This is a genomic window from Enterobacter sp. 22466, from assembly GCF_052044775.1.
Taxonomy (GTDB): Bacteria; Pseudomonadota; Gammaproteobacteria; order Enterobacterales; family Enterobacteriaceae; genus Enterobacter; species Enterobacter dissolvens.
Genome location: NZ_JBQENX010000009.1, coordinates 45,941 through 68,786, shown reverse-complemented (window position 1 = coordinate 68,786; position 22,846 = coordinate 45,941). Strand labels below are relative to the sequence as shown.

Genomic DNA, 22,846 nt, shown 5'->3' with positions numbered 1-22,846 from the left:
TTTCTCCTGTCTGTGTGTCCATGATTGATTTCGCTCAATTAAGACGCTTCATGGTCATCGTGTGGCTAAATTTATAATTTATTCGCAAACTGATTAACTTGATCTTGCTCACATATAATCAATCATGATTGAATATAATCATTAACAGGAAAAACGAGCCCGGAGTGGGAATGAAAGAAAACAACCTGTTCAGAGACGTCGTTGTCGTCGCAGATGACTTTACCGGTGCAAACGATGCGGGTGTCAGCCTGGCGCTGAGCGGTAAGAAGGTCAGCGTGGCATTCCACACACCCTTTACCCAGATGGTGGATGCACTGGTCATTAATACCGATTCCCGTGCGCTGAGGGCAGCAGAGGCGGCCGAAAAAGTGGCCGTACTGGGGGCGGATATTGCGGAGGCGCGCTGGCTCATCAAAAAGATTGATTCCACGCTGCGCGGCAATGTAGGGGCAGAAACAGGGGTCCTTAAGGCAGTAAGCGGCAAACGGCAGGTGATTGTGGCGCCAGCGTATCCCGCGGCAGGGCGGATCACGCGCCACGGCAGGTGTCTGGTGAACGGCATTCCGGTGGATGAAACCGAATTTGCCAGCGATCCGAAAACGCCCGTCCCGTCTGCCACTATTGCTGACCTGTTTACCAACGTGAGTTGTCAATCCGTGACCGTGAACACGCTGGCAGCCGAACTGGCGCAGGGAACGGAGTGGCTCATCGTCGATGCCCAGTGTGACGAGGATCTGGACGCCATTATTGGCGCCGCGCTGACCTGTCCGCAGACACCGCTGCTGGTCGGGTCTGCCGGGTTATGTGATGCGCTGGCACGCCATCTCGCCCCCGTGAAGCGTCAGCAGCTGCTGGCGGTGGTGGGATCAATGAGTGAGATCGCTCAGCGCCAGATTGCGCTGGCCGCTGCTGAGCCTGCGGTTTCGTCGGTGTTCATTGATGTTAATGATGTGCTGAAGGGGGAGACGGCGAAGGCGCTCATGCGCATCACGCAGGCCCTGAAGGCGGGCCGTCACTGCCTCGTTCATATCTGCCCGGACCATGAGGCGCGACATCAGGTTGAGCGGCTTTGCGCGCAGTATCAAATGACCCGGACCGAACTGGGTGAAACGATCTGCGCCTTTCTGGGAGAGATTACCCGAGAGGCACTGACGGCATGTCCGCCGGATGCGTTGTATGTCTCAGGCGGCGATGTGGCAATGGCCGTCGCCAGCGCGCTTGATGCGCAAGGATTTGAAATTACAGGGCGCGTCGCAGGATGCGTCCCTTACGGCAAATTTCTGGGTTGTGCCTGGCACCAGCCGGTAATGACCAAAGCAGGGGGCTTCGGAAAAGAAGAGACGCTGCTTGAGGTGTTGCATTTTATCGAGGAGAGACTGAGTGACTAACATTATTGCTGTAACCATGGGTGACCCGGCGGGCATTGGCCCGGAGATCATTATCAAATCCCTCACCGGGAGCGAATTAACGGGAGCCCCGGTTGTCGTGGTGGGCTGTGCCCGCACGCTCAGGCGGGTGCTGGATGATGGGATCGTGGGACAGGCTGACATCCATATCATCAAGCAGGTCAGCGAGGCTCGTTTCGCACCCAACGTGATTAACGTGCTGGACGAACCGCTGGCCGACCCTGATGCCCTGAAGCCCGGCGTGGTTCAGGCTCAGGCGGGGGATTTAGCCTATCGCTGCGTGAAGCGCGCGACGGAACTGGCGATGGCGGGGGACGTGAAAGCGGTTGCCACGGCGCCACTGAATAAAGAAGCGCTGCATCTGGCCGGACATCACTACCCCGGGCATACCGAGCTGCTGGCCCATCTGACGCACAGCAAAGACTACGCTATGGTGCTGTACACCGATCGGCTGAAGGTCATTCATATCACGACCCATATTGCGCTGCGTAAATTCCTTGATACGCTCAATCAGGATCGGGTAAAAACCGTCATCGGCATTGCGGATACCTTCCTGAAGCGGGTGGGCTTTAGCGCACCTCGTATTGCGGTCGCGGGTGTGAACCCGCATGCGGGAGAAAATGGCCTGTTTGGCGATGAAGAGATCACAATCGTCGGCCCGGCCGTTGCGGCGATGAAGGCGCAGGGGGTTACCGTCACCGGACCGTGCCCGCCGGATACGGTATTTATGCAATGCCACGAAGGAATGTATGACATGGTCGTTGCGATGTATCACGATCAGGGGCATATTCCGCTAAAATTGCTCGGCTTTTACGACGGGGTGAATATCACCGCCGGATTGCCGTTTATCCGCACCTCTGCAGACCACGGAACCGCGTTCGATATTGCATGGACCGGTAAAGCCAGGTCGGAGAGCATGACGGTGTCTATTCAGTTGGCTATGCAAATTACACGGGAATAATATGAAGGGATATAACCGGTTAGAGCAGATAATGGATTACCTCAAAGGGCACAACCTGGTCACGGTGGATCAGCTGGTGGCGATCACCGATGCCTCACCGGCGACGATCCGCCGCGACCTGATTAAGCTTGACCAGGAGGGCGTCATCAGCCGAACCCACGGCGGCGTTACCCTTAACCGGTTTATTCCTTCCCAGCCGACCACGTCCGAAAAAATGCAGCGTAGTCTGGCAGAAAAACATGCCATCGCCTGCGCGGCAGCGAGCTTTGTTAACGCGGGGGATGCCATTGTGCTTGATGCCGGTACCACAATGATTGAACTCGCGCGTCAGCTCACGCATCTGCCGCTTCGCGTCATCACCAGCGATCTGCACATTGCGCTGTTTCTCTCTGAGTTTAAACAGATTGAAGTGACGATCATTGGCGGCCGTATCGATGATTCGAGCCAGTCCTGTATCGGGGAACACGGGCGTCGGCTGTTGCAGAATGTCTGGCCTGATGTGGCTTTCGTCAGCTGTAATGGCTGGGATATTACCCGCGGTATCACGTCGCCCACGGAAGAGAAGGCCGCGCTGAAGCGGGATTTGATTGCCAATGCCAAACGTCGGGTGCTGCTGGCGGACAGTTCTAAATACGGTGCTTGGTCGCTGTTTAATGTGGCGCACCTGAACACCCTGACGGATATCGTCACCGACAGCAGGCTGGATGAAGCCGCCCGGGCCCAGCTGGAACAGCTTGAGACCCGCCTGACGCTGGCGTCATGACATAAGTTAAAACTATGAAGTCCGAACAGATGGCAGACGCTATGTTGAAATCTGGTGTCACAAAAAAAGCAAGGAGCCTGCCATGTATTCCATTACCTCTGAATCTGCCCGTCATCCGGATATCCTCAAGCTGATTGCGGCGCTTGACCGCTATCAGAGCGAGCTCTATCCCGCTGAAAGCAATCATCTGCTCGATCTGGCTGCGCTGCCTGAAGCCTCGCTTATCCTGATGATCATTCGCGACCCGCAGCTGCAGGCCGTGGGATGTGGTGCCGTGGTGCTGAATGGCGACGGTACCGGAGAAATGAAGCGGGTCTATATTGATCCGGCCCATCGCGGGCAACATCTGGGCGAGACGCTGCTGGCCGCCCTCGAAGATGAAGCCCTGAGCCGTCACTGCCACACCGTGCGTCTGGAGACAGGGATCAAGCAAAATGCCGCCATTCGCCTGTATGAGCAGTGCGGATATGAACGCCGTCCGGCGTTTGCGCCGTATGTCGACGATCCGCTGAGCCTGTTTATGGAGAAGGCTCTGGTTGTCGACGTTCGTTTAGCAGCGCTATAAACGCTTCGAGCTGGCGGGTCATCGCCCCACGACGCCACACCAGCCAGGTGGTCAGCCAGCGCCAGTTCTCCGCCAGCGGCCACGACTCTACCTGATGATGCCCCGGCATGCTCTCCAGCATTGAGCGGGGCATCAACGCAATACCCGCCCCTGCAATCACGCAGGCGAGCATACCGTGATACGACTCCATCTCATGGATCCGCCCGGGCGTGGCGCGGTCGGCGTGAAACCAGCTTTCCAGATGACGTCGATACGAACAGTTTGCGCGAAACGCGTAGACGTCGCTGCCGCTTACCTGCGCGGCGCGCGTCACCGCCGCATGCCCGGCAGGAGTGACCAGCATCATCTCTTCCCGGTAAACCGGCATGCCTTCCAGTTCCGGGTGAGAAAGTGGCCCGTCGACAAACGCCGCACTTAAGGTGCCTTCCAGAACGCCGTCAATCATGGTTCCGGACGGGCCGGTAGAGAGCGCGAATTGAATGCGCGGATAGCGCTGGTTAAACGCCGCCAGACTTTCCGGGATCCGCACGGCGGCGGTGCTCTCCAGGGCGCCAAGGGCAAATAACCCCTGCGGCTCATCACCAGCGACGACCATCCGCGCCTCGTCAACCAGCGCCAGGATCTGCTTGCTGTAGCGCAGAAAGTTGTGCCCGGCGGGAGATAACCGCAAACGCTGGCTCTCCCGGATAAACAGCTCAACGCCGAGATCGGCCTCAAGCTGGCGGATGCGGGTGGTGAGGTTAGACGGCACGCGATGCACCTTCTGCGCCGCCTGGGTGATGCTGCCGGTCAGGGCAACGGCGTTAAACATTTCAAGCTGAGTTAAATCCATAGCATTCTCGATTCGTGAATAAGGTGGTTAGTATTATTCATTTTTAAGAAATAGCAGAGTGGGCCACAATCAATCAACCGATATTACGTGGAGAACATCATGACTTATTCATCTGCTACGCATGCCCTCTCTGTTAACCCGGCAACAGGCGAGACGCTGGCCGCATATCCCTGGGCCACATCCGAAGAGGTCGAACAGGCAATCACCCTGGCTGAGGCCGGTTTTCGCCAGTGGCGCGGGGAAAGCGTTTCACACCGGGCACAAAAGCTGCGCGACCTGGGGGCAGCACTGCGCCAGCGTGGGGAAGAGATGGCGCAGATGATCTCCCGGGAAATGGGCAAGCCGATTGTGCAGGCGCGGGCGGAAGTGGCCAAATCTGCGGGTCTGTGCGACTGGTATGCGGAACATGGCCCGGCGATGCTGCGTGCGGAGCCCACGCTGGTGGAAAATCAAAACGCGGTCATTGAATACCGTCCGCTGGGGCCGATTCTTGCGGTGATGCCGTGGAACTTCCCGCTCTGGCAGGTGCTGCGTGGTGCGGTGCCGATCCTGCTGGCAGGTAACAGCTATCTGCTCAAACACGCACCGAACGTCCTCGGTTCTGCAGAGCTGATTGAGCAAATCTTTGCTGATGCCGGTATTGCGCAAGGCGTCTTTGGCTGGGTGAATGCCACCAATGATGGCGTGAGTCAGGCGATCAACGATCGTCGTATCGCAGCGGTAACCGTCACCGGTAGCGTGCGTGCAGGTGCGGCGATAGGGGCTCAGGCGGGAGCGGCGCTGAAAAAATGCGTTCTGGAGCTGGGCGGCTCCGATCCGTTTATCGTGCTGAATGATGCCGATCTGGATCTGGCGGTTCGCGCGGCCGTCACGGGACGTTATCAGAACACCGGACAGGTTTGCGCGGCGGCAAAGCGCTTTATTATCGAAGAGGGTATTGCCGATGACTTTACCCGGCGTTTTGTTGCGGCGGTGGCGGCGCTGAAGATGGGAGCACCGGATCGGGAAGAGAATGATATTGGTCCGATGGCGCGTTTCGATCTGCGTGACGAACTGCATCAGCAGGTGCAGGCCACGCACGCGCAAGGGGCCACGCTGCTGCTGGGCGGCGAGAAAATCAGCGGGGAGGGCAACTATTACGCGCCAACCGTGCTGAGCCATGTCACCCCGACAATGACCGCCTTCCGTCAGGAGCTGTTTGGCCCGGTGGCGGCGATTACGGTGGCGAAGGATGCGGAACATGCCCTGCAGCTTGCCAACGACAGCGACTTTGGTCTCTCTGCCACGGTGTTTACCGCCGACGAAGCGCTGGCCGGGAGATTCTCCCGCGAGCTGGAGTGCGGCGGGGTGTTTATCAATGGCTTTAGCGCCAGCGATGCGCGCGTGGCCTTTGGCGGCGTGAAGAAGAGTGGTTTTGGCCGCGAGCTTTCCCACTTTGGTTTGCACGAATTCTGTAACGTGCAGACGGTGTGGAAGAACAGAGTGTAACCCGCCCTCCTTACAGAGACCCTGACGACGAGGGTCTCTGTCATTTCTCTGCAATGGTTCTGTCATTTTCGTTTCGTAGACTCGCACGCGTCTAACGTCTTGTTACTGAAGAAAATTATGAACCTAACGCAAATTTATCGTCGTATTGCGCAGCACATTATCCCCCGCCAGTTTGGCCTGCTGACCGGTATCTTTTGTATTATCGGCCTCTTTTCCGCCCTGCAACTCTCCTCGTCGTTCCTGCTCAATGCCTCCCTGAAAGAAGCGCAACGCAACGAGCAGCAAAACCTGCTGGCGTACCAGCAGCAGAGCAAGCTGGATCTGGCTCGCGTATCCCTGCTGGCTGCAAGCGATCTGCTTAACCGCTCCGGCGTCTGGTTTATGCAGGATAAAGAGACCGGCTCCGAGGGCAGTTGGCACAGCCTGATGGACGACGCGCAACAGGCGCTGGCCGTGTCGCAGCAGGCGTGGAATGCCTGGCTGGCGCTTAATCCGCCAAAAGATGACGCCCTGGTGAACAGCTATCAGCTTTTTTACGGCGCGATAAAAGAGCAGGCGGAAGGGCTGGTGAAAACCAACACCATCGATGCGTTTTTTGCCGTGCCGGCGCAGGCGTTTCAGACCGACTTTAATGACAACTATGCCCGCTATCAGCAAGCAAGCGAGAAGCAGGCGCTCAAAGGGCGTCAGTCGTTGATGGCGCAGCTCTCCGGTCTGCAAACGTTGTTCCTGCTTGCGCCTGTTCTGTTGCTCGCTATTGCAGTTGCCGTCTGGTTCGGGATGTCCCGATGGGTGATTACCCCGTTGCGGCGCTTGATTGCGCATATCAACCGGCTGGCCGCAGGCGATCTTTCCGGTACCCCTCCTGGCGTGACGCGTTTTAACCGTGAAATTGCACAGCTCAGCGACAGTATTGCCACCATGCAGCACGGGCTACAGCAGCTGGTGACCCAGGTCAGCGATGCCACCACCTCCATGGTGGAAAACATTGGTGCGCTGGCGCAGGGCAATCAAAAGCTGTATCACCAGTCGGCGCGTCAGGCCAAAGAGCTGGAAGACGTGACGGCGCATATCGCGACCCTGGAAACCCACGTGGAAGGCAACACGGGCTATGCGAAGCTTGCCAGCTCGCGGGCGGATGAGGCGCGCCAGGTCGCTGCGGGAGGGGATCAGATGATGTTGACCGTCAATGCGTCGATGCAGGCGATCGTCGACCGATCCTCAGAGATGCGGGGGATCGTGGCGATGATCGACAGCGTCGCGTTTCAGACCAACATTCTGGCGCTGAATGCGGCAATTGAAGCGGCCCATGCGGGAAACCAGGGGCGCGGGTTTGCCGTTGTCGCCCGGGAAGTGGGGCTGCTGGCGAGAAAGAGCAGCCACTCGACGCAGACCATTCAGGAGCTTATCAACCGTTCCCTTCAGGGGATCGAAGACGGTTCCCGGGCCGTTAACCGTCTGGAAGACAACCTGCAGCAGGTCACGGGGCTGGTGGGAACATTAAGCAGTTTGCTGAATGAGATCTCGGCGGCCACGCTGAGTCAGGGGGAGAGTATTCATCAGATGACGCGCCAGCTTCAGGCGCTGAATCAGGTGTCGCGGCAGACCGACAGCCTCGTTTCTGACGCGTCCGATGCCTCTGAGCGCCTGCACAAGCAGTCGGATCTTTTATTGCAGGCCGTTTCGCGTTTTCGTCTCAGTGCCTGACGCAACTCATAAGCGTCTGTTATACTCGCAGCCCGTTTTAGCCTGAGGGCAAGGAGCAAAGAGAGTGGCTGCGGTCATCCATAATGAGATGCTGGACGAGATTCTGGCGCAGGTTCGTCCGTTACTTGGAAAAGGGAAGGTTGCCGATTACATTCCGGCCCTTGCCTCGGTCAGCGGGAATAAGCTGGGTATTGCAATTTGTACGATCGATGGACAGCGTTACCAGGCCGGTGACGCCACGGAACGTTTTTCCATCCAGTCTATTTCGAAAGTGTTGAGTCTGGTCGCGGCCATGCGGCAGTACGAGGAAGAGGAGATCTGGCAGCGGGTAGGTAAAGATCCCTCCGGGCAGCCGTTTAACTCGCTGCTTCAGCTTGAGATTGAACAGGGTAAACCGCGTAACCCCTTTATCAATGCCGGGGCGCTGGTGGTCTGCGATATGCTGCAAAGCCGTCTCAGCGCGCCACGTCAGCGCATGCTTGAAATCGTTCGTCAGCTTTCAGGCGTTGACGACATTGCCTACGATCCGGTGGTGGCTCGCTCGGAGTTTGATCACTCTGCGCGGAACGCGGCCATCGCCTGGCTGATGAAATCCTTCGGCAATTTCCATAATGATGTGGCGACCGTACTGCAAAACTATTTCCACTACTGCGCGCTGAAAATGAGCTGTGTGGAGCTGGCGCAGACTTTCCTGTTTCTTGCCCACCAGGGACATGCTCCGCATCTTAATCAGGACGTTGTTTCACCGCTGCAGGCGCGTCAGGTCAATGCCCTGATGGCGACAAGCGGGATGTATCAGAACGCGGGAGAATTTGCCTGGCGTGTCGGTCTTCCGGCCAAGTCGGGCGTCGGTGGCGGGGTGGTCGCCATTGTACCGCATGAGATGGCAATCGCCGTCTGGAGCCCGGAGCTGGATGAGACGGGAAATTCACTGGCCGGTGTGGCGGTTCTGGAGCAACTGACCCAACGCCTGGGACGTTCCGTTTACTGATGTCTGATCTGGATCCGCTTTTTTCTCGCCTGGCGCGATCGACCTTTCGGTCGCGCTTTCGCTTAGGCACCAAAGAACGGCAGTACTGCTGGGACAAGGGTGCCGATACCATTGATCGGCATGCCGCCGATTTTATTGCTCAGCGTCTTGCGCCCGCTCACCCCGCCAATGACGGAAAACAGACGCCGATGCGCGGCCATCCGGTGTTTATAGCCCAGCATGCGACCGCCACCTGCTGTCGCGGCTGTCTGGCGAAATGGCACAACATTCCGCAAGGTGTTCAGCTCACCGCGCAGCAACAGCATTATATCGTGGGCGTGATCCATCACTGGCTGGTGTTGCAAATGAACACCAAAAGTTGACGAGTGCTGATCCTGTTGTAATTGTGTTATAGATGCACGTTAAGTGATTTCCCCTCGTGGTGACGGGTCAGTTAGTTGCCATAAGTTATTATATGGAATGATATTTAATGCGTTCAGACCCCTCTGCCTTCACGCTCTTTCGACCTGAATCGCCGCTGCGTAATGCGGCGGGTATCTTTATTCTCACCACCTTGTTCTATTTTATTGGTGCGGAGTTACGTCTGGTCGAAGCCTTGTCGCTGTTCTGGCCGCTGAACGGCGTGATGGCAGGCGTCTTTGCCCGTTATACCTATCTTAATCGTCTGCATTACTATGCGGTGTCGTATGTTGCCATGCTGATGTACGACGCCGTCACTACCAACTGGGGAATGGCCTCGGTGGTCATTAACCTGTCGAATATGATCTTTATCGTCGTTGTCGCGTTGCTGGTGGTGCGTGATAAGCGATTGATGAAGAAAACCCCCGATCCTATCAATGCGCTGCGGCTGTTCAATTACTGTCTGATCGCCGCCTTACTGTGCGCGCTGCTCGGCGCGACCGGGTCGGTGGGGATCGACAGCCATACCTTCTGGCCGCTGTTTGCCGACTGGTTTAGCGAGCAGTTCTCAACGGGCGTGCTCATTTTGCCGTGTATGCTCACGGTCAGTATGCCGACGCGGGCATTCAGGCTGCGTCTGGAGCAACTTTTACCGGTCATTGCGTTGATTGTCTCGGTGATGGCATCGGTGGTGATTGGCGGGGCGGGAAGCCTTGCCTTTCCGCTACCGGCGCTGATCTGGTGTGCGGTCCGCTACTCCTTGCCCGCGACCTGTCTGCTGACGTTTCTGACCGGAGGCGTGGAGATCGTCCTGGTCGCCAACTCCTTTATCAATATCGCCGTGGGCACGCCGCTCTCGACTCCGATGATGTTCTCCGCCCGGCTGGGGATTGCCACCATGGCTATCTGTCCGGTTATGGTCTCCGTCAGTATGGCGGCCATTAATTCGCTGATCCACCAGGTGTCGTTGCGTGCGGATTATGATTTTCTGACCCACGTGTATTCGCGCTCCGGGCTCTATGAGGCGTTAAAGCGGGAAGAGGCGCACCGGCATTCACGTTTTCTGACCGTGATGCTGCTGGATATCGATTACTTCAAAAGCATCAATGATAACTATGGGCACGAGTGTGGCGACCGCGTGCTGGCGTCGTTTGCCCGCGAGGTGCAGCAGGTTGTCGGAGACGACGGCATGGTGGCGCGTATGGGCGGGGAAGAGTTCGCGGTTGTGGTGAATACCGGTGACGCGCAACACGGCTTTGCGCTGGCGGAACGTATCAGAGTCACCATTGCCGGTCATCCGTTTAGCTGGCGCCAGCAAACCCTCTATCTGACCGTCAGTATCGGCCTTGGATGCGGGAAGGCGGAGTCCTGGCAACTGACTGAGATTTTCAACAAGCTGATGGCCGAAGCAGACGATCATCTTTATCGATCCAAAAAAGCGGGGAGAAATCGCACCAGTGCGCGTGTGTCAGACGAACCCATTATCCCGACACCGGAGAGTGAAACCTGAGCGCAGCCTGCATTCTGCCGGGAATGAATCATAACGAATAGCGGATAAATTGCTTGCTAGGTATTTTTAACGTCAATAAGATACCGGAAGAAAGCTATCGGAAAATTCGCAGAATGAATGCAGCTGACAAACTCAGTAGAAGCCCTCGTGTACCAGGAAGCCGGTTTGTCAAACGTATGTATCTGATGCGTATTCTCGGCACGTTTCTCTGTTTTATCCCCATCCTCTCCGTGCTGATTGAACAGAATCGTTCAGTCTGGCTGATGTGTTTACTGGCAATAAACGCATTTATCTGGCCTACGCTTGCCTGGTATCGGGCGCGAAATTCGGCGATGCCTCTGGTGACTGAGCATCAGAATCTGGTGCTGGACGCCGGAGCCGGGGGGTTCTGGATCGCCATGATGGCGGTCAATCCGCTGCCGTCGGTAGTCATTGCCACCATTATGCTGACCGACCGGCTCTCGGCAGGGGGGATTACGCTGATGAAAAAGGCGGCCATCACCATGCTGGGCGTTTTCCTGGTGAGCTGGCTGACGCAGGGGATGGCGGTAGAGATGTACGTTTCGCAGCGCACCATGTTTGCCACGCTGCCGCTGATTGCGATTTATCTGCTGGCACTGAGCATATTGACGGACAGCATTGCGCTGCGTCTGCGGATCAAGAGTCGGGAGCTTGAGCGGATCGCGATGATGGATCCGCTGCTGGATATTGCTAACCGGCGTCTGCTTGAAAAGCGGATTGACCACGAACTGAATAAACTGCGTCAGACGTGCCGTGAATCGGCCCTGATGTTTATCGATATCGACAATTTTAAAGACGTTAACGATCGTTTTGGTCATAAGGTCGGGGATGCATTGCTGGCGACCGTCTCGCAAATTTTGCATCTGTCGACGCGCCCGAGCGATACCCCCGCACGCCTTGGCGGCGATGAGTTTGTGGTTCTGCTGCCGGATACCACCCTGGAAGAGGCTCATGTTGTCGCCAGGCGCATTATGGATGCGGCTGCAATGAAAAAGGAGGTGGCTCAGGAGACGGTGCATTGCACGCTCAGCATCGGTATTGCCTGTGCCACAAGAGAGATGAAAAGCGTAACCGACTGGTTACAGGCCGCGGACAACGCCCTGTACCGCGCCAAGCGGGACGGTAAGAACAGAATATTCGCGCACTGACAATGTCTCTGTTTAGGCTACGCTTTGAGTAACGCTTTGCGTCAGGAGACGTTATGAAAACACCTGCAACCCCTGCAAATGAAATGGAACGTCTGAACTCGCTGCGCGAGTCAGGCCTGCTTGAGATCGACGGCTCCCCGGCGTTTGACCGACTGACACGTCTGGCAAAACGCTTCTTCCAGGTCCCGCTGGCGATGGTCAATCTGATTGATGAACATTCGCTGATTGTGAAGTCGGCCGACGGCCAGGCACCTGGTTCCGTTCCGCGTAATATCTCGTTTTGCGGTCATACGATCCTCAGCGAAGCGCCGCTGGTGGTCGCCGATATGCGTCAGGACGATCGTTTTGCCGATAACCCGCTGGTGGCCGGTGAGCCCGGCGTAAGATTCTATGCCGGTTTTCCACTGCGTTTACGTGACGGGGCGAGCGTGGGATCGCTCTGTCTGATTGATTATTCTCCCCGTGAATTTTCGGCGGCCGATCTGGCCGTGCTGGGTGACCTCGGCGCGCTGGCGGAAGACGAATTTGCTGCCGTCAGTGCGGCGACAACTGATGAATTAACCGGACTGTTCAACCGTCGGGGCTTTAACCAGCTTCTCCGCTTCACGCTGTCCGTGGCCAGACGCCGGGCGGAGCCGTTAACCCTTGGCTGGCTGGATCTGGATCGCTTCAAAGAGATTAACGATCGCTACGGGCATGAGGAAGGTGACAACGCGCTGAAAGTCATGGCGGAATTGATGCGCACCTCTTTCCGTGAAGCGGATTTGCTGGTTCGCTTTGGCGGCGATGAGTTTGCCGTGCTGTTTGCCGATACAGATGAGCAGGGGGCCTGGATTGCCATGCAGTATCTTGCCGAGCAGGTTGAACACTACAATGCCCGCAAGCTGCATCCCTGGTCTCTCCATTTTTCCTGGGGATTGAGCGAGTTCGATCATAACGGCAACGATCTGCAGCAGTGGATGAAAGACGCGGATGAAAAAATGTATGCCATGAAGCAGCAGCGTAAGCATACAAAATGACATAACAAAAGCCTATGTCTGACATGATTGCGTTACAAAGATGTTAAATGCAAAGTGAGGATATTCAACGTAAGGAAAAAGAATGAATACCTCACTGCAGATCAAAACCCTCACCCGGGACGATATTCTCACCCACCTCGATGCGCTGGCCGATATCCTTGAAAACTGTGTCAACGGTGGCGCTTCCGTCAGTTTTATGTTGCCTTTCAGTACCGAAAAAGCCCGCGCGTTCTGGCAGGGGATTGCCGGGAGCGTAGAGCGTAACGAACGCGTCGTGCTGGCCTGCATCGATTCGCAGGATGGCGTGATTGGCACCGTGCAACTGATTACCGATCAGCCGGAAAACCAGCCGCATCGTGCCGATGTGGCAAAGCTGCTGGTTCATGAAAAAGCGCGCCGTAAAGGGGCCGCGATGGCGCTGATGGAGGAACTGGAAGTGCAGGCCAGAGCCAGAGGCATCTCGGTGCTGGTGCTGGATACCTCAACCGGTAGCGGAGCGGAGACCTTCTACCAGCGGGCAGGCTGGCAAAAGGTCGGGGAGATCCCGCGCTATGCGCTGATGCCGGATGGCGCAATGACCGCCACATCTGTCTTCTATAAGTTCTTGTGATTATTTCCCTCAATGACGTGATGAATTGATCAAAAGCGGGGTTCTGGTCGAAAACCTTTGATAAGTTATCATACCAATCTTATCAGGCTGTACGACTAATCATAAAAGGACCCCATTGTGAACACACTTAACCGTCGTGATTTCCCCGGTGCTCTCTACCCTGAACGTATCATTCAGTTTGGTGAGGGCAATTTCCTGCGTGCGTTTGTCGACTGGCAAATCGACCTGTTAAACGAATATACCGATCTCAATGCTGGTGTCGTGGTGGTTCGCCCCATTCAAAGCGACTTCCCGCCTTCATTAAGCACTCAGGATGGTCTGTATACCACGATCATTCGTGGTCTGAATGAGCAGGGCGAGGCGGTCAGCGAAGCGCGCCTTATCCGCTCTGTAAATCGTGAGATCAGCGTTTACAGCCAGTACGATGAGTTTCTGAAACTGGCACATAATCCTGAGATGCGTTTTGTCTTCTCCAACACCACCGAGGCGGGGATTAGCTGGCACGCGGGCGATCGTTTTGAAGATGCACCAGCGGTGAGCTATCCGGCGAAGCTGACGCGGCTGCTGTTTGAGCGCTTCAGCCATTTTAACGGCGCCGCGGACAAAGGCTGGGTCGTTATTCCGTGCGAGTTGATTGACTACAACGGCGAAGCGCTGCGTGAACTGGTGCTGCGCTATGCCCAGGCATGGGCACTGCCAGCGGAATTTATTCAATGGCTGAATGCGCATAACAGCTTCTGCTCCACGCTGGTTGACCGGATTGTAACGGGTTATCCGCGCGACGAAGCGGCTGTGCTGGAAGCTGAGTTAGGCTATCACGACGGATTCCTTGATACCGCGGAACATTTCTACCTGTTTGTTATTCAGGGGCCTGAATCTCTGGCCAGCGAACTGCGGCTGGACAAATTCCCGCTAAACGTGCGGATTGTGGATGACATTAAGCCGTACAAAGAGCGCAAAGTGGCAATTCTCAACGGCGCGCACACGGCGCTGGTGCCGGTGGCGTTCCAGGCGGGACTGGATACGGTGGGCGAGGCGATGAACGATGCCGACGTATGCGCGTTTATCGAAAAAGCGATCTATGAGGAAATCATTCCGGTCCTGGATTTGCCGCGTGATGAACTGGCGTCTTTCGCCAGCGCCGTTACGGGTCGTTTCCGCAATCCGTATATCAAGCATCAGCTGCTGTCGATTGCCCTTAACGGCATGACCAAGTATCGCACGCGCATTCTGCCGCAGCTGTTGGCGGGGGTGAGGGCATCTGGCACGTTGCCCGCTCGCCTGACGTTCGCCCTGGCCGCACTGATCGCGTTCTACCGTGCAGAGCGTAACGGGGATAGCTATCCGGTGCAGGATGATGCGCACTGGCTTGCTCGTTACCAACAGCTGTGGGCGCAGCATCACGACAAACAGATCACTACCCGCGAGCTGGTCGCCTCCGTTTTAAGCGTGACTGAGCACTGGGAGCAGGATTTAATCCAGGTGGCAGGATTGGTAGAACAGGTTACGTGCGATCTCGACGCTATCCTGCAGCAAGGGATGCGTGCCGCAGTGAAACCGCTTTGCTAGAGATTCAATGCCCGGCGTTGGCCGGGTTTTTTAATTTAATTAGTTACAACATACTATAAGCCTTTTTATTTAAAGTAACCTGCGACACCGTGCGGTTTATTGCGTATCAGGTGAAAAATGCAATCTTTCATTAACAAGCTTGCAACTGTGAGGGGGATCACGTTTAATAACGCGGCTCTTTCCATTCCTGAAGCTCACTATGATTGTTCGTCCCAAACAGCACTGGCTACAACTGATTTTTGTCTGGCACGGTTCGGTATTGCCCAAAATCTATACCCGGTTGCTGCTTAACTTCCTGCTTTCCATCGCCGTAATCCTGATGCTGCCGTGGTATACCTCGCTGGGCATCAAATTTACCGTTGCGCCATTCAGTATCCTGGGGGTGGCAATCGCTATTTTCCTCGGGTTCAGAAACAACGCCTGCTATTCACGCTACGTTGAGGCTCGCCTTTTGTGGGGGCAACTGATGATAGCGGCACGCTCGCTGTTTCGCGAGGTTAAAAACACCTTACCGGATGATAAACATCTGGGTGAGTTCGTCCGTCTGCAAATTGCCTTTGCCCATTGTCTTCGCATGACCCTGCGCCGTGAAAAGGGGGAAGGGCAACTGGCGCGCTATCTGGCGGCGGAGGAGTTACGCAACGTTATGGCCGCCAACTCGCCGGCGAACCGTATTCTGCTGATCATGGGAGAATGGCTGGCCGTGCGGCGCCGTAACGGACAACTCTCAGACATTCTGTTCCACAGCCTGAACAATCGTCTGAACGACATGTCGAGTGTCCTGTCCGGCTGCGAGCGGATCGCCACCACGCCTGTACCGTTTGCTTATACCCTTATCCTGCACCGTACGGTCTATCTTTTCTGCATCATGTTGCCGTTCGCGCTGGTTGTTGACCTGCACTACATGACGCCCTTTGTCTCGGCCCTGATCTCTTACACCTTTATCTCGCTGGACACCCTGGCGGAAGAGCTGGAAGATCCGTTTGGTACCGAAGATAACGACCTGCCGCTGGACGCTATCTGCAACATGATGGAACGCGATCTGTTGCAGATGAACGATGAAGAGAACATTCCGGAAAGGCTGATGCCGGATAAGCATTATCAACTGACCTGACGGGCATTCCATTCGTCGCGGGTGATTTCCCACAGCTCGGAATCGAGCATACCGCTGACGTACGCTTTCTGTTCCGTTTTGATAAGCCGCATGCCGCTACTGTCTGAAATACGACGGGAGCGGCTATTGGCGGCGGCCTTCGGCGCGCGTAATACGGGTTTGTTCAGCGTATTAAACCAGTAATCCGTTGCGGCAATGCTGGCTTCGCGCATATATCCCTTTCCCTGAAATTCCGGCGACAGCCAAAACCCGCGGTTGTTATCTTCCACATCGTACAGACAGATAATACCCATCAGCACGTCCGGCACCTCGCGACGGCGGATGCTCCAGAACCAGGCAATCCCTTTTGCCATATCCGGCAGCGCCACGTTGTTGACATAGTTTTCCGCGCCGTTATCCGGGTAGGGCCAGGGCACGGAAGAGACCATGTAGCGGACGATCTCCCAGTGCGGATAGCGCGTTTGTATCTGAACGGCATCTTCGGCAACCAGCGGTTTTAGCAGCAAGCGTTCTGTCGTGAGCGTCGGTATCGTCATCCGCAGATCTCCCTGTTTAAGCGTTATGCTTTTGTTTGCGTTCTGGTATTTTCATCTCTATCACATTCAGTTGAGGCGTGCTGGATTTATTCACTACCAGAAATGGGCATCATTTCTTCAATGGCAAATTTTTAATGGGCTTTTTGTCTCTTTTCACCGGACGTGTTTTCCAGGATCTTCTGCAACATGGCAAAGAGACAGAGGAGGCGATTGCTCGTCGTGATAACCGTCTTTTGAATCATTCCACCCCCGAGCTGGGACGGTATTTTTCTCGCCCCCTCAGCGAGCTGCCGCGTCAAAACCCTTACCCGGTAGCGGCGCTGTTACCTCTGTTTGTAGTGGCGTTTGCGTTAAACCTTCTGCCTTTTCTCAGCGCGTTGCAAGGTTTGTCACCTTTACAGCATGCACTGAGCTTTTTCGTACCATCATTAATAATGACAGGCGCGCTCATTGTTATCAGCGTGCTTCTGGCCCGAGGGATGACGTCAGGATTGTTGGGGGTTATGGCGGTGTTCATCATTCTGCTGGTCGTGACTCTCGCTCAGGGGCTGCATCTGCTGTTTTCTCATGACGGAAGCCTATGGCCACTGGTCATCGCATCCTTCGCGCTGATACTTTGTCGGGGCGTGATGAACAGCAGCGGCTTTGTGCTGTTTACCCTCTATTGTCGCACTCAGCGTCTTGCCAGCGTGGCTCGTGAAATCCGGTTAAAAAGCCGTTAAAGAGGTAATATGACATTACGAAAAGCGCATCCGCAGGAAGCCGAAATACTCTGGAATATTCGCAATCAGGCGATTCGTCACGGCTGTAAAACCAGTTACGACGCGGACGTCATTGCGCGCTGGACGCCCGATCTGATGCCCGAACACTACCGGAAAATGGTCATTGAATACCCTTTTTATGTGGTGGAAGATGAAAAGGGCGACATTGCGGCAACCGGCTATCTTGATCTGGAGACCCACTGTCTGGAGGCGATATTCACCTTGCCTGCAGCATCCGGTAAAGGCATGGCGACCCGGATTGTCGAGGCGCTCAAACAGGAGGCCCATAGCCGGGGGATAACCCGCCTGACGCTTGATGCAACGCCTAACGCCCGGTCGTTTTACCAGAAGCTCGGGTTTGTCACGCTGAGCGAAAAATATCATCACTCGCGTATGGCGGGCGCTGATTTACGCTGTTTTGAAATGGCGATCAATGTGTAATATGAGGAACGCATGACTGTTACGGTAAGACCTTTACGCGCTGACGATTACTCCCACTGGCGACCGCTGTGGGATGGCTATACCCATTTTTATGACTGTTTTCTCGATGAATCGGTTACCGCATCGACGTGGGAAAGGGCGCTTTCCCCACATTCACCGATGTTCTGCCGCGTGGTAGAGAAAGACGAAAAGGTCATCGGTTTCGCGATGTGCATTCTCCACGAAGGCACCTGGTCAACGGCCCCCGTTTGCTACCTGGAAGATCTGTTTGTTGATGCCACCGAACGTAATGCGGGGGCCGGGAAGGCGCTCATTGATGCCCTGATAGCGGAAGGCAAGCGCGAAGGGTGGTCAAAACTGTATTGGGTCACCCGGGAGAACAACCCGGCGCGTAAACTCTATGACAAATACGGTGAAGCTGACGATTACGTACGCTACCGCCTTTCGCTGTAAGCCTCAATCGCCTGTGTTTGTATCACACTGTATCTGCGTACCGGATACATACACAGGATTGCAATAAACTCCCTTTCGCACATATCCGCTATACAAACGCGTGTTGTTATATCCCCGTCAACTGTACTTAACCGGAGATACCAACATGTTCAGCAAACTCGCGTATTCAACCCTGGCGTTAACCGTTTCTCTTGGCACCGTCATGGCCTGTCAGGCCGAAGTCACCGGCAAAGATGTCACCGCGGCCTTCGATCACCCTCAGCAAATTAACGCCGGCGATCTGAATATCGGCTATGTCGATATCGGTCCGAAAAATGGTCAGCCGGTAATTCTGTTACACGGCTGGCCGTACGATATTCACAGCTACGCCGAGGTCGCACCTGCGCTGGCCGCAAAAGGCTACCGGGTAATCGTGCCGTCATTGCGCGGCTACGGCACCACGCGTTTTCTGTCTGCAAGCACGCCGCGTAACGGCCAGCCTTCGGCCATGGCGAAAGACATCGTTAACCTGATGGACGCACTCAACATTAAACAGGCTGTTTTTGCCGGATACGACTGGGGCGCCCGTACGGCAGATATTGTCGCGGCGCTGTGGCCTGAACGCGTCAAATCCCTTGTTTCGGTCAGCGGTTACCTGATCAGCAGCCAGCAGATTGGTAAACAGCCGTTGCCGCCTGAAGCAGAGCAGCAGTGGTGGTATCAGTTCTATTTCGCAACAGAACGCGGTGCCGAAGGCTATGCCAAAAATACCCATGACTTCGCCCGTCTGATCTGGTCGCAGGCCTCACCAGACTGGACGTTTTCCGATGCGACCTTTAACGCCAGCGCAAAATCTCTGGATAACCCCGATCACGTCGCGGTTACGCTCAGCAACTATCGCTGGCGTTTAGGGCTTGAAAAAGGCGAGCGTAAATACGACAGCTACGAGCAGAAGCTGGCGACATTGCCAAATATCACCGTCCCGACAATCACCATCGAAGGCGGCAACAACGGGGCGCCACATCCTGCACCGCAGGCCTATGCCGGTAAATTCACGGGTAAATATGAACACCGCACCTTTGGGGCCACCGTGGGGCACAACCCGCCGCAGGAAGACCCGCAGGATTTCGTCAAGGCGGTTATCGACGCGGATAAGCTGTGATATGTGCTATTTTCAATACGTTACCCCTCAGTCAGGAGATCCCGGTGGAGCATATTGATCATATCCTTGTCGTCGATGACGACAGGGATATTCGTGAATTGATTGTCGACTATCTCGTCAAGTCGGGGTATCGCGCGTCTGGCGCGGCGAACGGCAAAGAGATGCGGGCTGTGCTTGATAAACAGCATGTCGATCTGGTGGTGCTGGACGTGATGATGCCAGGCGATGACGGATTAACGCTCTGCCGGGGACTGCGCAGCGGTAAACATAAAGATCTGCCGATCCTGATGCTAACCGCGCGCAACGAAGAGACCGATCGGATCCTGGGGCTGGAAATGGGGGCCGATGACTATGTCGTGAAGCCCTTTGTTGCGCGCGAACTGCTGGCGCGTATCAAAGCCATTTTGCGCCGTTTTCGCACGATGCCCCCCAATCTGCAGGTCACCGAAGCCGGGCGCCTGGTGATGTTTGGCGACTGGCAACTGGACACCGTTGGCCGCCACCTGATCGACAGCGAAGGGATGATTGTCGCGCTCAGCGGGGCGGAATATCGCCTTCTGCGCGTGTTCCTTGACCATCCTCAGCGCGTGCTGACCCGCGATCAGCTGCTTAACCTGACCCAGGGGCGAGATGCCGAACTCTTTGAGCGCTCAATTGATCTCCTGGTCAGCCGGGTTCGCCAGCGGCTGAATGAAGATGCCCGCACGCCGGCCTACATCAAGACCGTTCGCAGTGAAGGGTACGTTTTCACCATGCCGGTGATCATCAAAGAGGCCAATGAATGAGGCTCTGGCCACGCTCGTTACTGACGCGACTGCTGATCATCGTGATGCTGGGGCTCCTGCTGGCCAACGCGCTCAGCCTGACTCTGGTCATGCTGGAGCGGATGCGCAGCGCCCGCACGGTGATGCTCGGCAACCTGGAATATGACGTTTCCACCAGTGTGGCCATCCTGGACCGGCTTCCCGCGAAGGAGCGTCCAGCCTGGCTGGAGCGACTGGCGCGGGGGAACTATCGCTACATTCTGGGAACCGGTGAACCGGGGCCCGCACCGCATGACAAACGCTCGCAGGATGCCATCCGCACCCTGACAGAGGCGCTGTCAGCAACCTGGCCACTGACGTTTACTGCCGTGCCGGGGCCGGTTTCTCATATTCAGGCCCACCTTACGCTGAGCGATGGTTCGCCGCTGACCATTGACCTGATCCCCCGAATGCCACCGGTCGCCAGCTGGCTGCCTGTGGTGCTTGTGTTGCAGCTGCTGCTTCTGGCGTTCTGCTCATGGATTGCCGTGCGTCAGGTTATTCGACCCTTTTCGCAGTTTACCCGGGCGGTGGATTCCCTCGACCCGGCAGCAAGCTCGCCGATGACCGAGACAGGGCCAGTCGAGGTGCAACGGGCCGCACACGCCTTTAATGCCATGCAGGCGCGTATCCAGTCGTACCTGCGTGAGCGCGCGCAGATCCTGGCCTCTGTATCGCACGACCTCCAGACCCCGATAACGCGCATGAAGCTACGCGTCGAAATGGCGGACCAGCCGGAACTGCGCGACAAGTTGCTTAACGACCTGGATAATATGACGCGCCTGGTGCGGGAAGGAATAGCGTATGCCCGGTCATCAGAATCTCTGGAAGAGACCTCGCTCAAGCTGGAGTTGAACGCCTGGGTCAACAGCATTGCCAGTGATTATCAGGACATCGGGAAAAACGTGCAGCTTCAGGCAACCGATGCCCGTCTTCCGATTGTCACGCGTCCGCAGGCGCTACGCCGGGTGATGACTAATCTGCTGGATAATGCGCTGAAATTTGGCGACCACGCCGTCATTACGATTCATTCAGATGCCCATCATGTCACGATCTCGATTCGCGATGGCGGACCAGGGATACCGGACGCCGAACTGGAGGCGGTATTGCAGCCGTTTTATCGGGTGGAAACCTCACGAAACCGCGACACCGGTGGCACCGGATTAGGGCTGGCGATCGCCGCCCAGCTGACTGCGCAGTTAGGCGGGAAATTGCATCTGGCGAACCACGTCGAGGGTGGGTTGGACGTTTCGATTACGCTGCCGCGCGGGTAATTGTACGGTTTTGTATCGGACAGCCCTCATGATACGCGCGCAGACAATTCGCGCTGATTTGCACACATCCTGAACATATCAACACGGTGAAATAACCTCACTGCAGCTTCGCAGGGCATCTGTAATGTGAGGTCACTATGTTTCTGATAATCGCTTTTCTGGGCGGGATGATAAGTCTGCTCAGCCCATGCACACTCCCGGTTATTCCACTGCTGTTTGCCGGGTTCCAGGGGCAACGACGGCATATTCTGGCGTTGCTCGCGGGGATGATTGTAATGTTCACCCTCGTGGCACTGGTGGCTACCGCCGCCAGCAGCTGGATCGCCCAGGCGACGATAGCAGGGCGCTGGGTCGCACTGGTTGTACTGGCAATAGCCGCGCTGGCACTCATTTTCCCGACATTCGCCCAGCGTATTGCCGGACCGGCCGTCAGCGCCGGTAATCTCCTCAACACACGCAGCGGGCAGACGCGCGGCATGATCTCTGCCTTTCTGGCCGGGCTGGCCGTCGGGTTGCTCTGGTCGCCGTGCGCCGGGCCGATTCTGGGCGCTATATTCAGCCTGAATATTGCCGGTCACTCCGCCATTGCCACGGGGGCACTGCTGGCCGCTTACGGCAGTGGATGCGCGCTGATGCTGGGTCTGCTGGTTGCAGGTGGCCGCACGCTGATGGCCCCGCTGCGCGCCCGATCGGCATTGATGGAAAGGTTACGCAAGGGGGCGGGCGTGGTGATGTTAGCGACCGTTGCGTTTAACGCCACCGGGATGACATCCGTTCTGAAAGGTGCAAATGGCGTCGCAGACCGCCTGGAAAATTCCCTCCTGAGTCTGGCGAAACCGACGACGACCCCGGTGAAGCTCCAGCCGGTGGTGATGACCGAGCCCAGCAGCCAGTTGCCCTCCTTAAGCGGCGGAACGGGATGGATAAACGGTGACCCTGTCACGTCTGACTCTCTGCGGGGGAAGGTGGTATTGATTGATTTCTGGACGTGGGACTGCATCAACTGCCAGCATACGCTCCCGTATGTCCGCGACTGGGCCAAAAAGTACCAGTCGCAGGGTCTGGTGGTGATAGGTGTGCATACGCCGGAATACCCGTGGGAAAAACCGCTCGCCTCGGTGCAAAAAGCGGTGACGAAATGGCAGCTCCCGTATCGGGTGGTAACAGACAACAACTATCAGATCTGGAACGCCTTCGGGAATCAGTACTGGCCCGCACACTACTATTTCGATGCCAAAGGGCAACTGCGCTACACCTCCTTTGGCGAAGGCAATTATGACCAGCAGGAAAAAGTTATTCAGCAGCTGCTGAAGGAGGCCCGCTCCTGACCCGAC

At 56.2% G+C, this 22,846-nt stretch carries 23 protein-coding genes; 21 read left to right on the top strand and 2 right to left on the bottom strand.

Features of this window, described 5'->3' with window-relative positions; translation table 11 throughout:
- Positions 1-170 precede the first annotated feature (170 nt).
- The 4 genes from dtnK to ACTJJI_RS20585 all read left to right on the top strand — a co-directional run bounded on the left by dtnK (position 171) and on the right by ACTJJI_RS20585 (position 3,695).
- Complete coding sequence (gene dtnK / locus ACTJJI_RS20600; protein ID WP_440655458.1) at positions 171-1,388, top strand: D-threonate kinase; 1,218 nt, start codon at positions 171-173, stop codon at positions 1,386-1,388.
- On the top strand, positions 1,381-2,367 hold the full coding sequence (locus ACTJJI_RS20595) for a D-threonate 4-phosphate dehydrogenase (protein WP_163281133.1): 987 nt from the start codon (positions 1,381-1,383) through the stop codon (positions 2,365-2,367). The genes dtnK and ACTJJI_RS20595 overlap by 8 nt, the downstream gene beginning before the upstream one ends.
- 1 nt (position 2,368) lies before the next feature.
- Positions 2,369-3,130, top strand: a complete 762-nt coding sequence (locus ACTJJI_RS20590) for a DeoR/GlpR family DNA-binding transcription regulator (RefSeq protein ID WP_014831914.1) — start codon at positions 2,369-2,371, stop codon at positions 3,128-3,130.
- Between the two features lie 82 nt (positions 3,131-3,212).
- On the top strand, positions 3,213-3,695 hold the full coding sequence (locus ACTJJI_RS20585) for a GNAT family N-acetyltransferase (RefSeq protein WP_014831915.1): 483 nt from the start codon (positions 3,213-3,215) through the stop codon (positions 3,693-3,695).
- Here the strand turns inward: ACTJJI_RS20585 and ptrR are convergent.
- On the bottom strand, positions 3,649-4,527 hold the full coding sequence (gene ptrR / locus ACTJJI_RS20580) for a putrescine utilization regulator PtrR (protein ID WP_323282803.1): 879 nt from the start codon (positions 4,525-4,527) through the stop codon (positions 3,649-3,651). The genes ACTJJI_RS20585 and ptrR overlap by 47 nt on opposite strands.
- A gap of 99 nt (positions 4,528-4,626) precedes the next feature.
- Here ptrR and sad point away from each other — a divergent pair, with 99 nt between their 5' ends.
- From sad to ACTJJI_RS20530, 10 genes are all read left to right on the top strand, one after another.
- Entirely contained in the window at positions 4,627-6,015 is a 1,389-nt protein-coding gene (gene sad, locus ACTJJI_RS20575) for a succinate-semialdehyde dehydrogenase (protein ID WP_440655455.1), read from the top strand.
- A gap of 117 nt (positions 6,016-6,132) precedes the next feature.
- Positions 6,133-7,722: a methyl-accepting chemotaxis protein gene (locus tag ACTJJI_RS20570; RefSeq protein WP_440655453.1), complete on the top strand. Its 1,590-nt coding sequence runs from the start codon at positions 6,133-6,135 to the stop codon at positions 7,720-7,722.
- Between the two features lie 64 nt (positions 7,723-7,786).
- On the top strand, positions 7,787-8,713 hold the full coding sequence (gene glsB / locus ACTJJI_RS20565) for a glutaminase B (RefSeq protein ID WP_014831919.1): 927 nt from the start codon (positions 7,787-7,789) through the stop codon (positions 8,711-8,713).
- Positions 8,713-9,075: a DUF4186 domain-containing protein gene (locus ACTJJI_RS20560; RefSeq protein ID WP_014831920.1), complete on the top strand. Its 363-nt coding sequence runs from the start codon at positions 8,713-8,715 to the stop codon at positions 9,073-9,075. Before glsB ends, ACTJJI_RS20560 begins: the two co-directional genes overlap by 1 nt.
- A 107-nt stretch (positions 9,076-9,182) precedes the next feature.
- Positions 9,183-10,622 (top strand): diguanylate cyclase, encoded by a 1,440-nt coding sequence (locus ACTJJI_RS20555; RefSeq protein ID WP_440655450.1) that lies wholly within the window; start codon positions 9,183-9,185, stop codon positions 10,620-10,622.
- Between the two features lie 176 nt (positions 10,623-10,798).
- A complete protein-coding gene (locus ACTJJI_RS20550; RefSeq protein ID WP_014831922.1) occupies positions 10,799-11,791 on the top strand; it encodes a sensor domain-containing diguanylate cyclase in 993 nt (330 codons plus the stop codon).
- Between the two features lie 53 nt (positions 11,792-11,844).
- A complete protein-coding gene (locus tag ACTJJI_RS20545; protein WP_014831923.1) occupies positions 11,845-12,810 on the top strand; it encodes a sensor domain-containing diguanylate cyclase in 966 nt (321 codons plus the stop codon).
- Positions 12,811-12,892: 82 nt separating this feature from the next.
- The gene (locus ACTJJI_RS20540) at positions 12,893-13,420 is read left to right on the top strand and encodes a GNAT family N-acetyltransferase (RefSeq protein ID WP_063411952.1); all 528 of its coding nucleotides are present in this window, start codon (positions 12,893-12,895) and stop codon (positions 13,418-13,420) included.
- Between the two features lie 117 nt (positions 13,421-13,537).
- Positions 13,538-14,989 (top strand): tagaturonate reductase, encoded by a 1,452-nt coding sequence (locus ACTJJI_RS20535; RefSeq protein ID WP_440655447.1) that lies wholly within the window; start codon positions 13,538-13,540, stop codon positions 14,987-14,989.
- A 199-nt stretch (positions 14,990-15,188) separates the two neighbouring features.
- Entirely contained in the window at positions 15,189-16,103 is a 915-nt protein-coding gene (locus ACTJJI_RS20530) for a bestrophin family protein (protein WP_063412558.1), read from the top strand.
- Here the strand turns inward: ACTJJI_RS20530 and ACTJJI_RS20525 are convergent.
- The gene (locus tag ACTJJI_RS20525) at positions 16,091-16,639 is read right to left on the bottom strand and encodes a GNAT family N-acetyltransferase (RefSeq protein ID WP_046887454.1); all 549 of its coding nucleotides are present in this window, start codon (positions 16,637-16,639) and stop codon (positions 16,091-16,093) included. The two genes, ACTJJI_RS20530 and ACTJJI_RS20525, sit on opposite strands and share 13 nt — an antisense overlap.
- A gap of 134 nt (positions 16,640-16,773) precedes the next feature.
- On the opposite strand from ACTJJI_RS20525, the gene ACTJJI_RS20520 reads away from it, so the two are divergent.
- The 7 genes from ACTJJI_RS20520 to ACTJJI_RS20490 all read left to right on the top strand — a co-directional run bounded on the left by ACTJJI_RS20520 (position 16,774) and on the right by ACTJJI_RS20490 (position 22,840).
- Complete coding sequence (locus ACTJJI_RS20520; protein WP_440655506.1) at positions 16,774-17,361, top strand: hypothetical protein; 588 nt, start codon at positions 16,774-16,776, stop codon at positions 17,359-17,361.
- 9 nt (positions 17,362-17,370) lie between these two features.
- Positions 17,371-17,841, top strand: coding sequence for an N-acetyltransferase family protein (locus ACTJJI_RS20515; RefSeq protein WP_440655444.1), 471 nt, complete (start codon positions 17,371-17,373; stop codon positions 17,839-17,841).
- A 12-nt stretch (positions 17,842-17,853) separates the two neighbouring features.
- Positions 17,854-18,294, top strand: coding sequence for a GNAT family N-acetyltransferase (locus ACTJJI_RS20510; protein WP_014831930.1), 441 nt, complete (start codon positions 17,854-17,856; stop codon positions 18,292-18,294).
- A 145-nt stretch (positions 18,295-18,439) separates the two neighbouring features.
- Entirely contained in the window at positions 18,440-19,435 is a 996-nt protein-coding gene (locus ACTJJI_RS20505) for an alpha/beta fold hydrolase (protein ID WP_047361906.1), read from the top strand.
- Between the two features lie 44 nt (positions 19,436-19,479).
- Positions 19,480-20,220: a response regulator gene (locus tag ACTJJI_RS20500; protein ID WP_163281139.1), complete on the top strand. Its 741-nt coding sequence runs from the start codon at positions 19,480-19,482 to the stop codon at positions 20,218-20,220.
- Entirely contained in the window at positions 20,217-21,512 is a 1,296-nt protein-coding gene (locus ACTJJI_RS20495; protein ID WP_440655441.1) for a sensor histidine kinase, read from the top strand. Before ACTJJI_RS20500 ends, ACTJJI_RS20495 begins: the two co-directional genes overlap by 4 nt.
- 137 nt (positions 21,513-21,649) lie before the next feature.
- Entirely contained in the window at positions 21,650-22,840 is a 1,191-nt protein-coding gene (locus ACTJJI_RS20490) for a cytochrome c biogenesis protein/redoxin (RefSeq protein ID WP_050860689.1), read from the top strand.
- Positions 22,841-22,846 lie beyond the last annotated feature (6 nt).

Bases quoted from the DNA above. Each gene is read 5' to 3' on its own strand.
- ACTJJI_RS20570 (WP_440655453.1), top strand. From the start codon at position 6,133: ATGAACCTAACGCAAATTTATCGTCGTATTGCGCAGCACATTATCCCC.
- ACTJJI_RS20490 (WP_050860689.1), top strand. From the start codon at position 21,650: ATGTTTCTGATAATCGCTTTTCTGGGCGGGATGATAAGTCTGCTCAGC.
- ACTJJI_RS20530 (WP_063412558.1), top strand. From the start codon at position 15,189: ATGATTGTTCGTCCCAAACAGCACTGGCTACAACTGATTTTTGTCTGG.
- ptrR (WP_323282803.1), bottom strand. From the start codon at position 4,527: ATGGATTTAACTCAGCTTGAAATGTTTAACGCCGTTGCCCTGACCGGC.
- sad (WP_440655455.1), top strand. From the start codon at position 4,627: ATGACTTATTCATCTGCTACGCATGCCCTCTCTGTTAACCCGGCAACA.
- ACTJJI_RS20520 (WP_440655506.1), top strand. From the start codon at position 16,774: ATGGGCTTTTTGTCTCTTTTCACCGGACGTGTTTTCCAGGATCTTCTG.
- ACTJJI_RS20550 (WP_014831922.1), top strand. From the start codon at position 10,799: ATGTATCTGATGCGTATTCTCGGCACGTTTCTCTGTTTTATCCCCATC.
- ACTJJI_RS20525 (WP_046887454.1), bottom strand. From the start codon at position 16,639: ATGACGATACCGACGCTCACGACAGAACGCTTGCTGCTAAAACCGCTG.
- ACTJJI_RS20510 (WP_014831930.1), top strand. From the start codon at position 17,854: ATGACTGTTACGGTAAGACCTTTACGCGCTGACGATTACTCCCACTGG.
- ACTJJI_RS20585 (WP_014831915.1), top strand. From the start codon at position 3,213: ATGTATTCCATTACCTCTGAATCTGCCCGTCATCCGGATATCCTCAAG.
- dtnK (WP_440655458.1), top strand. From the start codon at position 171: ATGAAAGAAAACAACCTGTTCAGAGACGTCGTTGTCGTCGCAGATGAC.
- ACTJJI_RS20560 (WP_014831920.1), top strand. From the start codon at position 8,713: ATGTCTGATCTGGATCCGCTTTTTTCTCGCCTGGCGCGATCGACCTTT.
- ACTJJI_RS20495 (WP_440655441.1), top strand. From the start codon at position 20,217: ATGAGGCTCTGGCCACGCTCGTTACTGACGCGACTGCTGATCATCGTG.
- ACTJJI_RS20590 (WP_014831914.1), top strand. From the start codon at position 2,369: ATGAAGGGATATAACCGGTTAGAGCAGATAATGGATTACCTCAAAGGG.
- ACTJJI_RS20515 (WP_440655444.1), top strand. From the start codon at position 17,371: ATGACATTACGAAAAGCGCATCCGCAGGAAGCCGAAATACTCTGGAAT.
- ACTJJI_RS20540 (WP_063411952.1), top strand. From the start codon at position 12,893: ATGAATACCTCACTGCAGATCAAAACCCTCACCCGGGACGATATTCTC.
- ACTJJI_RS20555 (WP_440655450.1), top strand. From the start codon at position 9,183: ATGCGTTCAGACCCCTCTGCCTTCACGCTCTTTCGACCTGAATCGCCG.
- ACTJJI_RS20545 (WP_014831923.1), top strand. From the start codon at position 11,845: ATGAAAACACCTGCAACCCCTGCAAATGAAATGGAACGTCTGAACTCG.
- ACTJJI_RS20505 (WP_047361906.1), top strand. From the start codon at position 18,440: ATGTTCAGCAAACTCGCGTATTCAACCCTGGCGTTAACCGTTTCTCTT.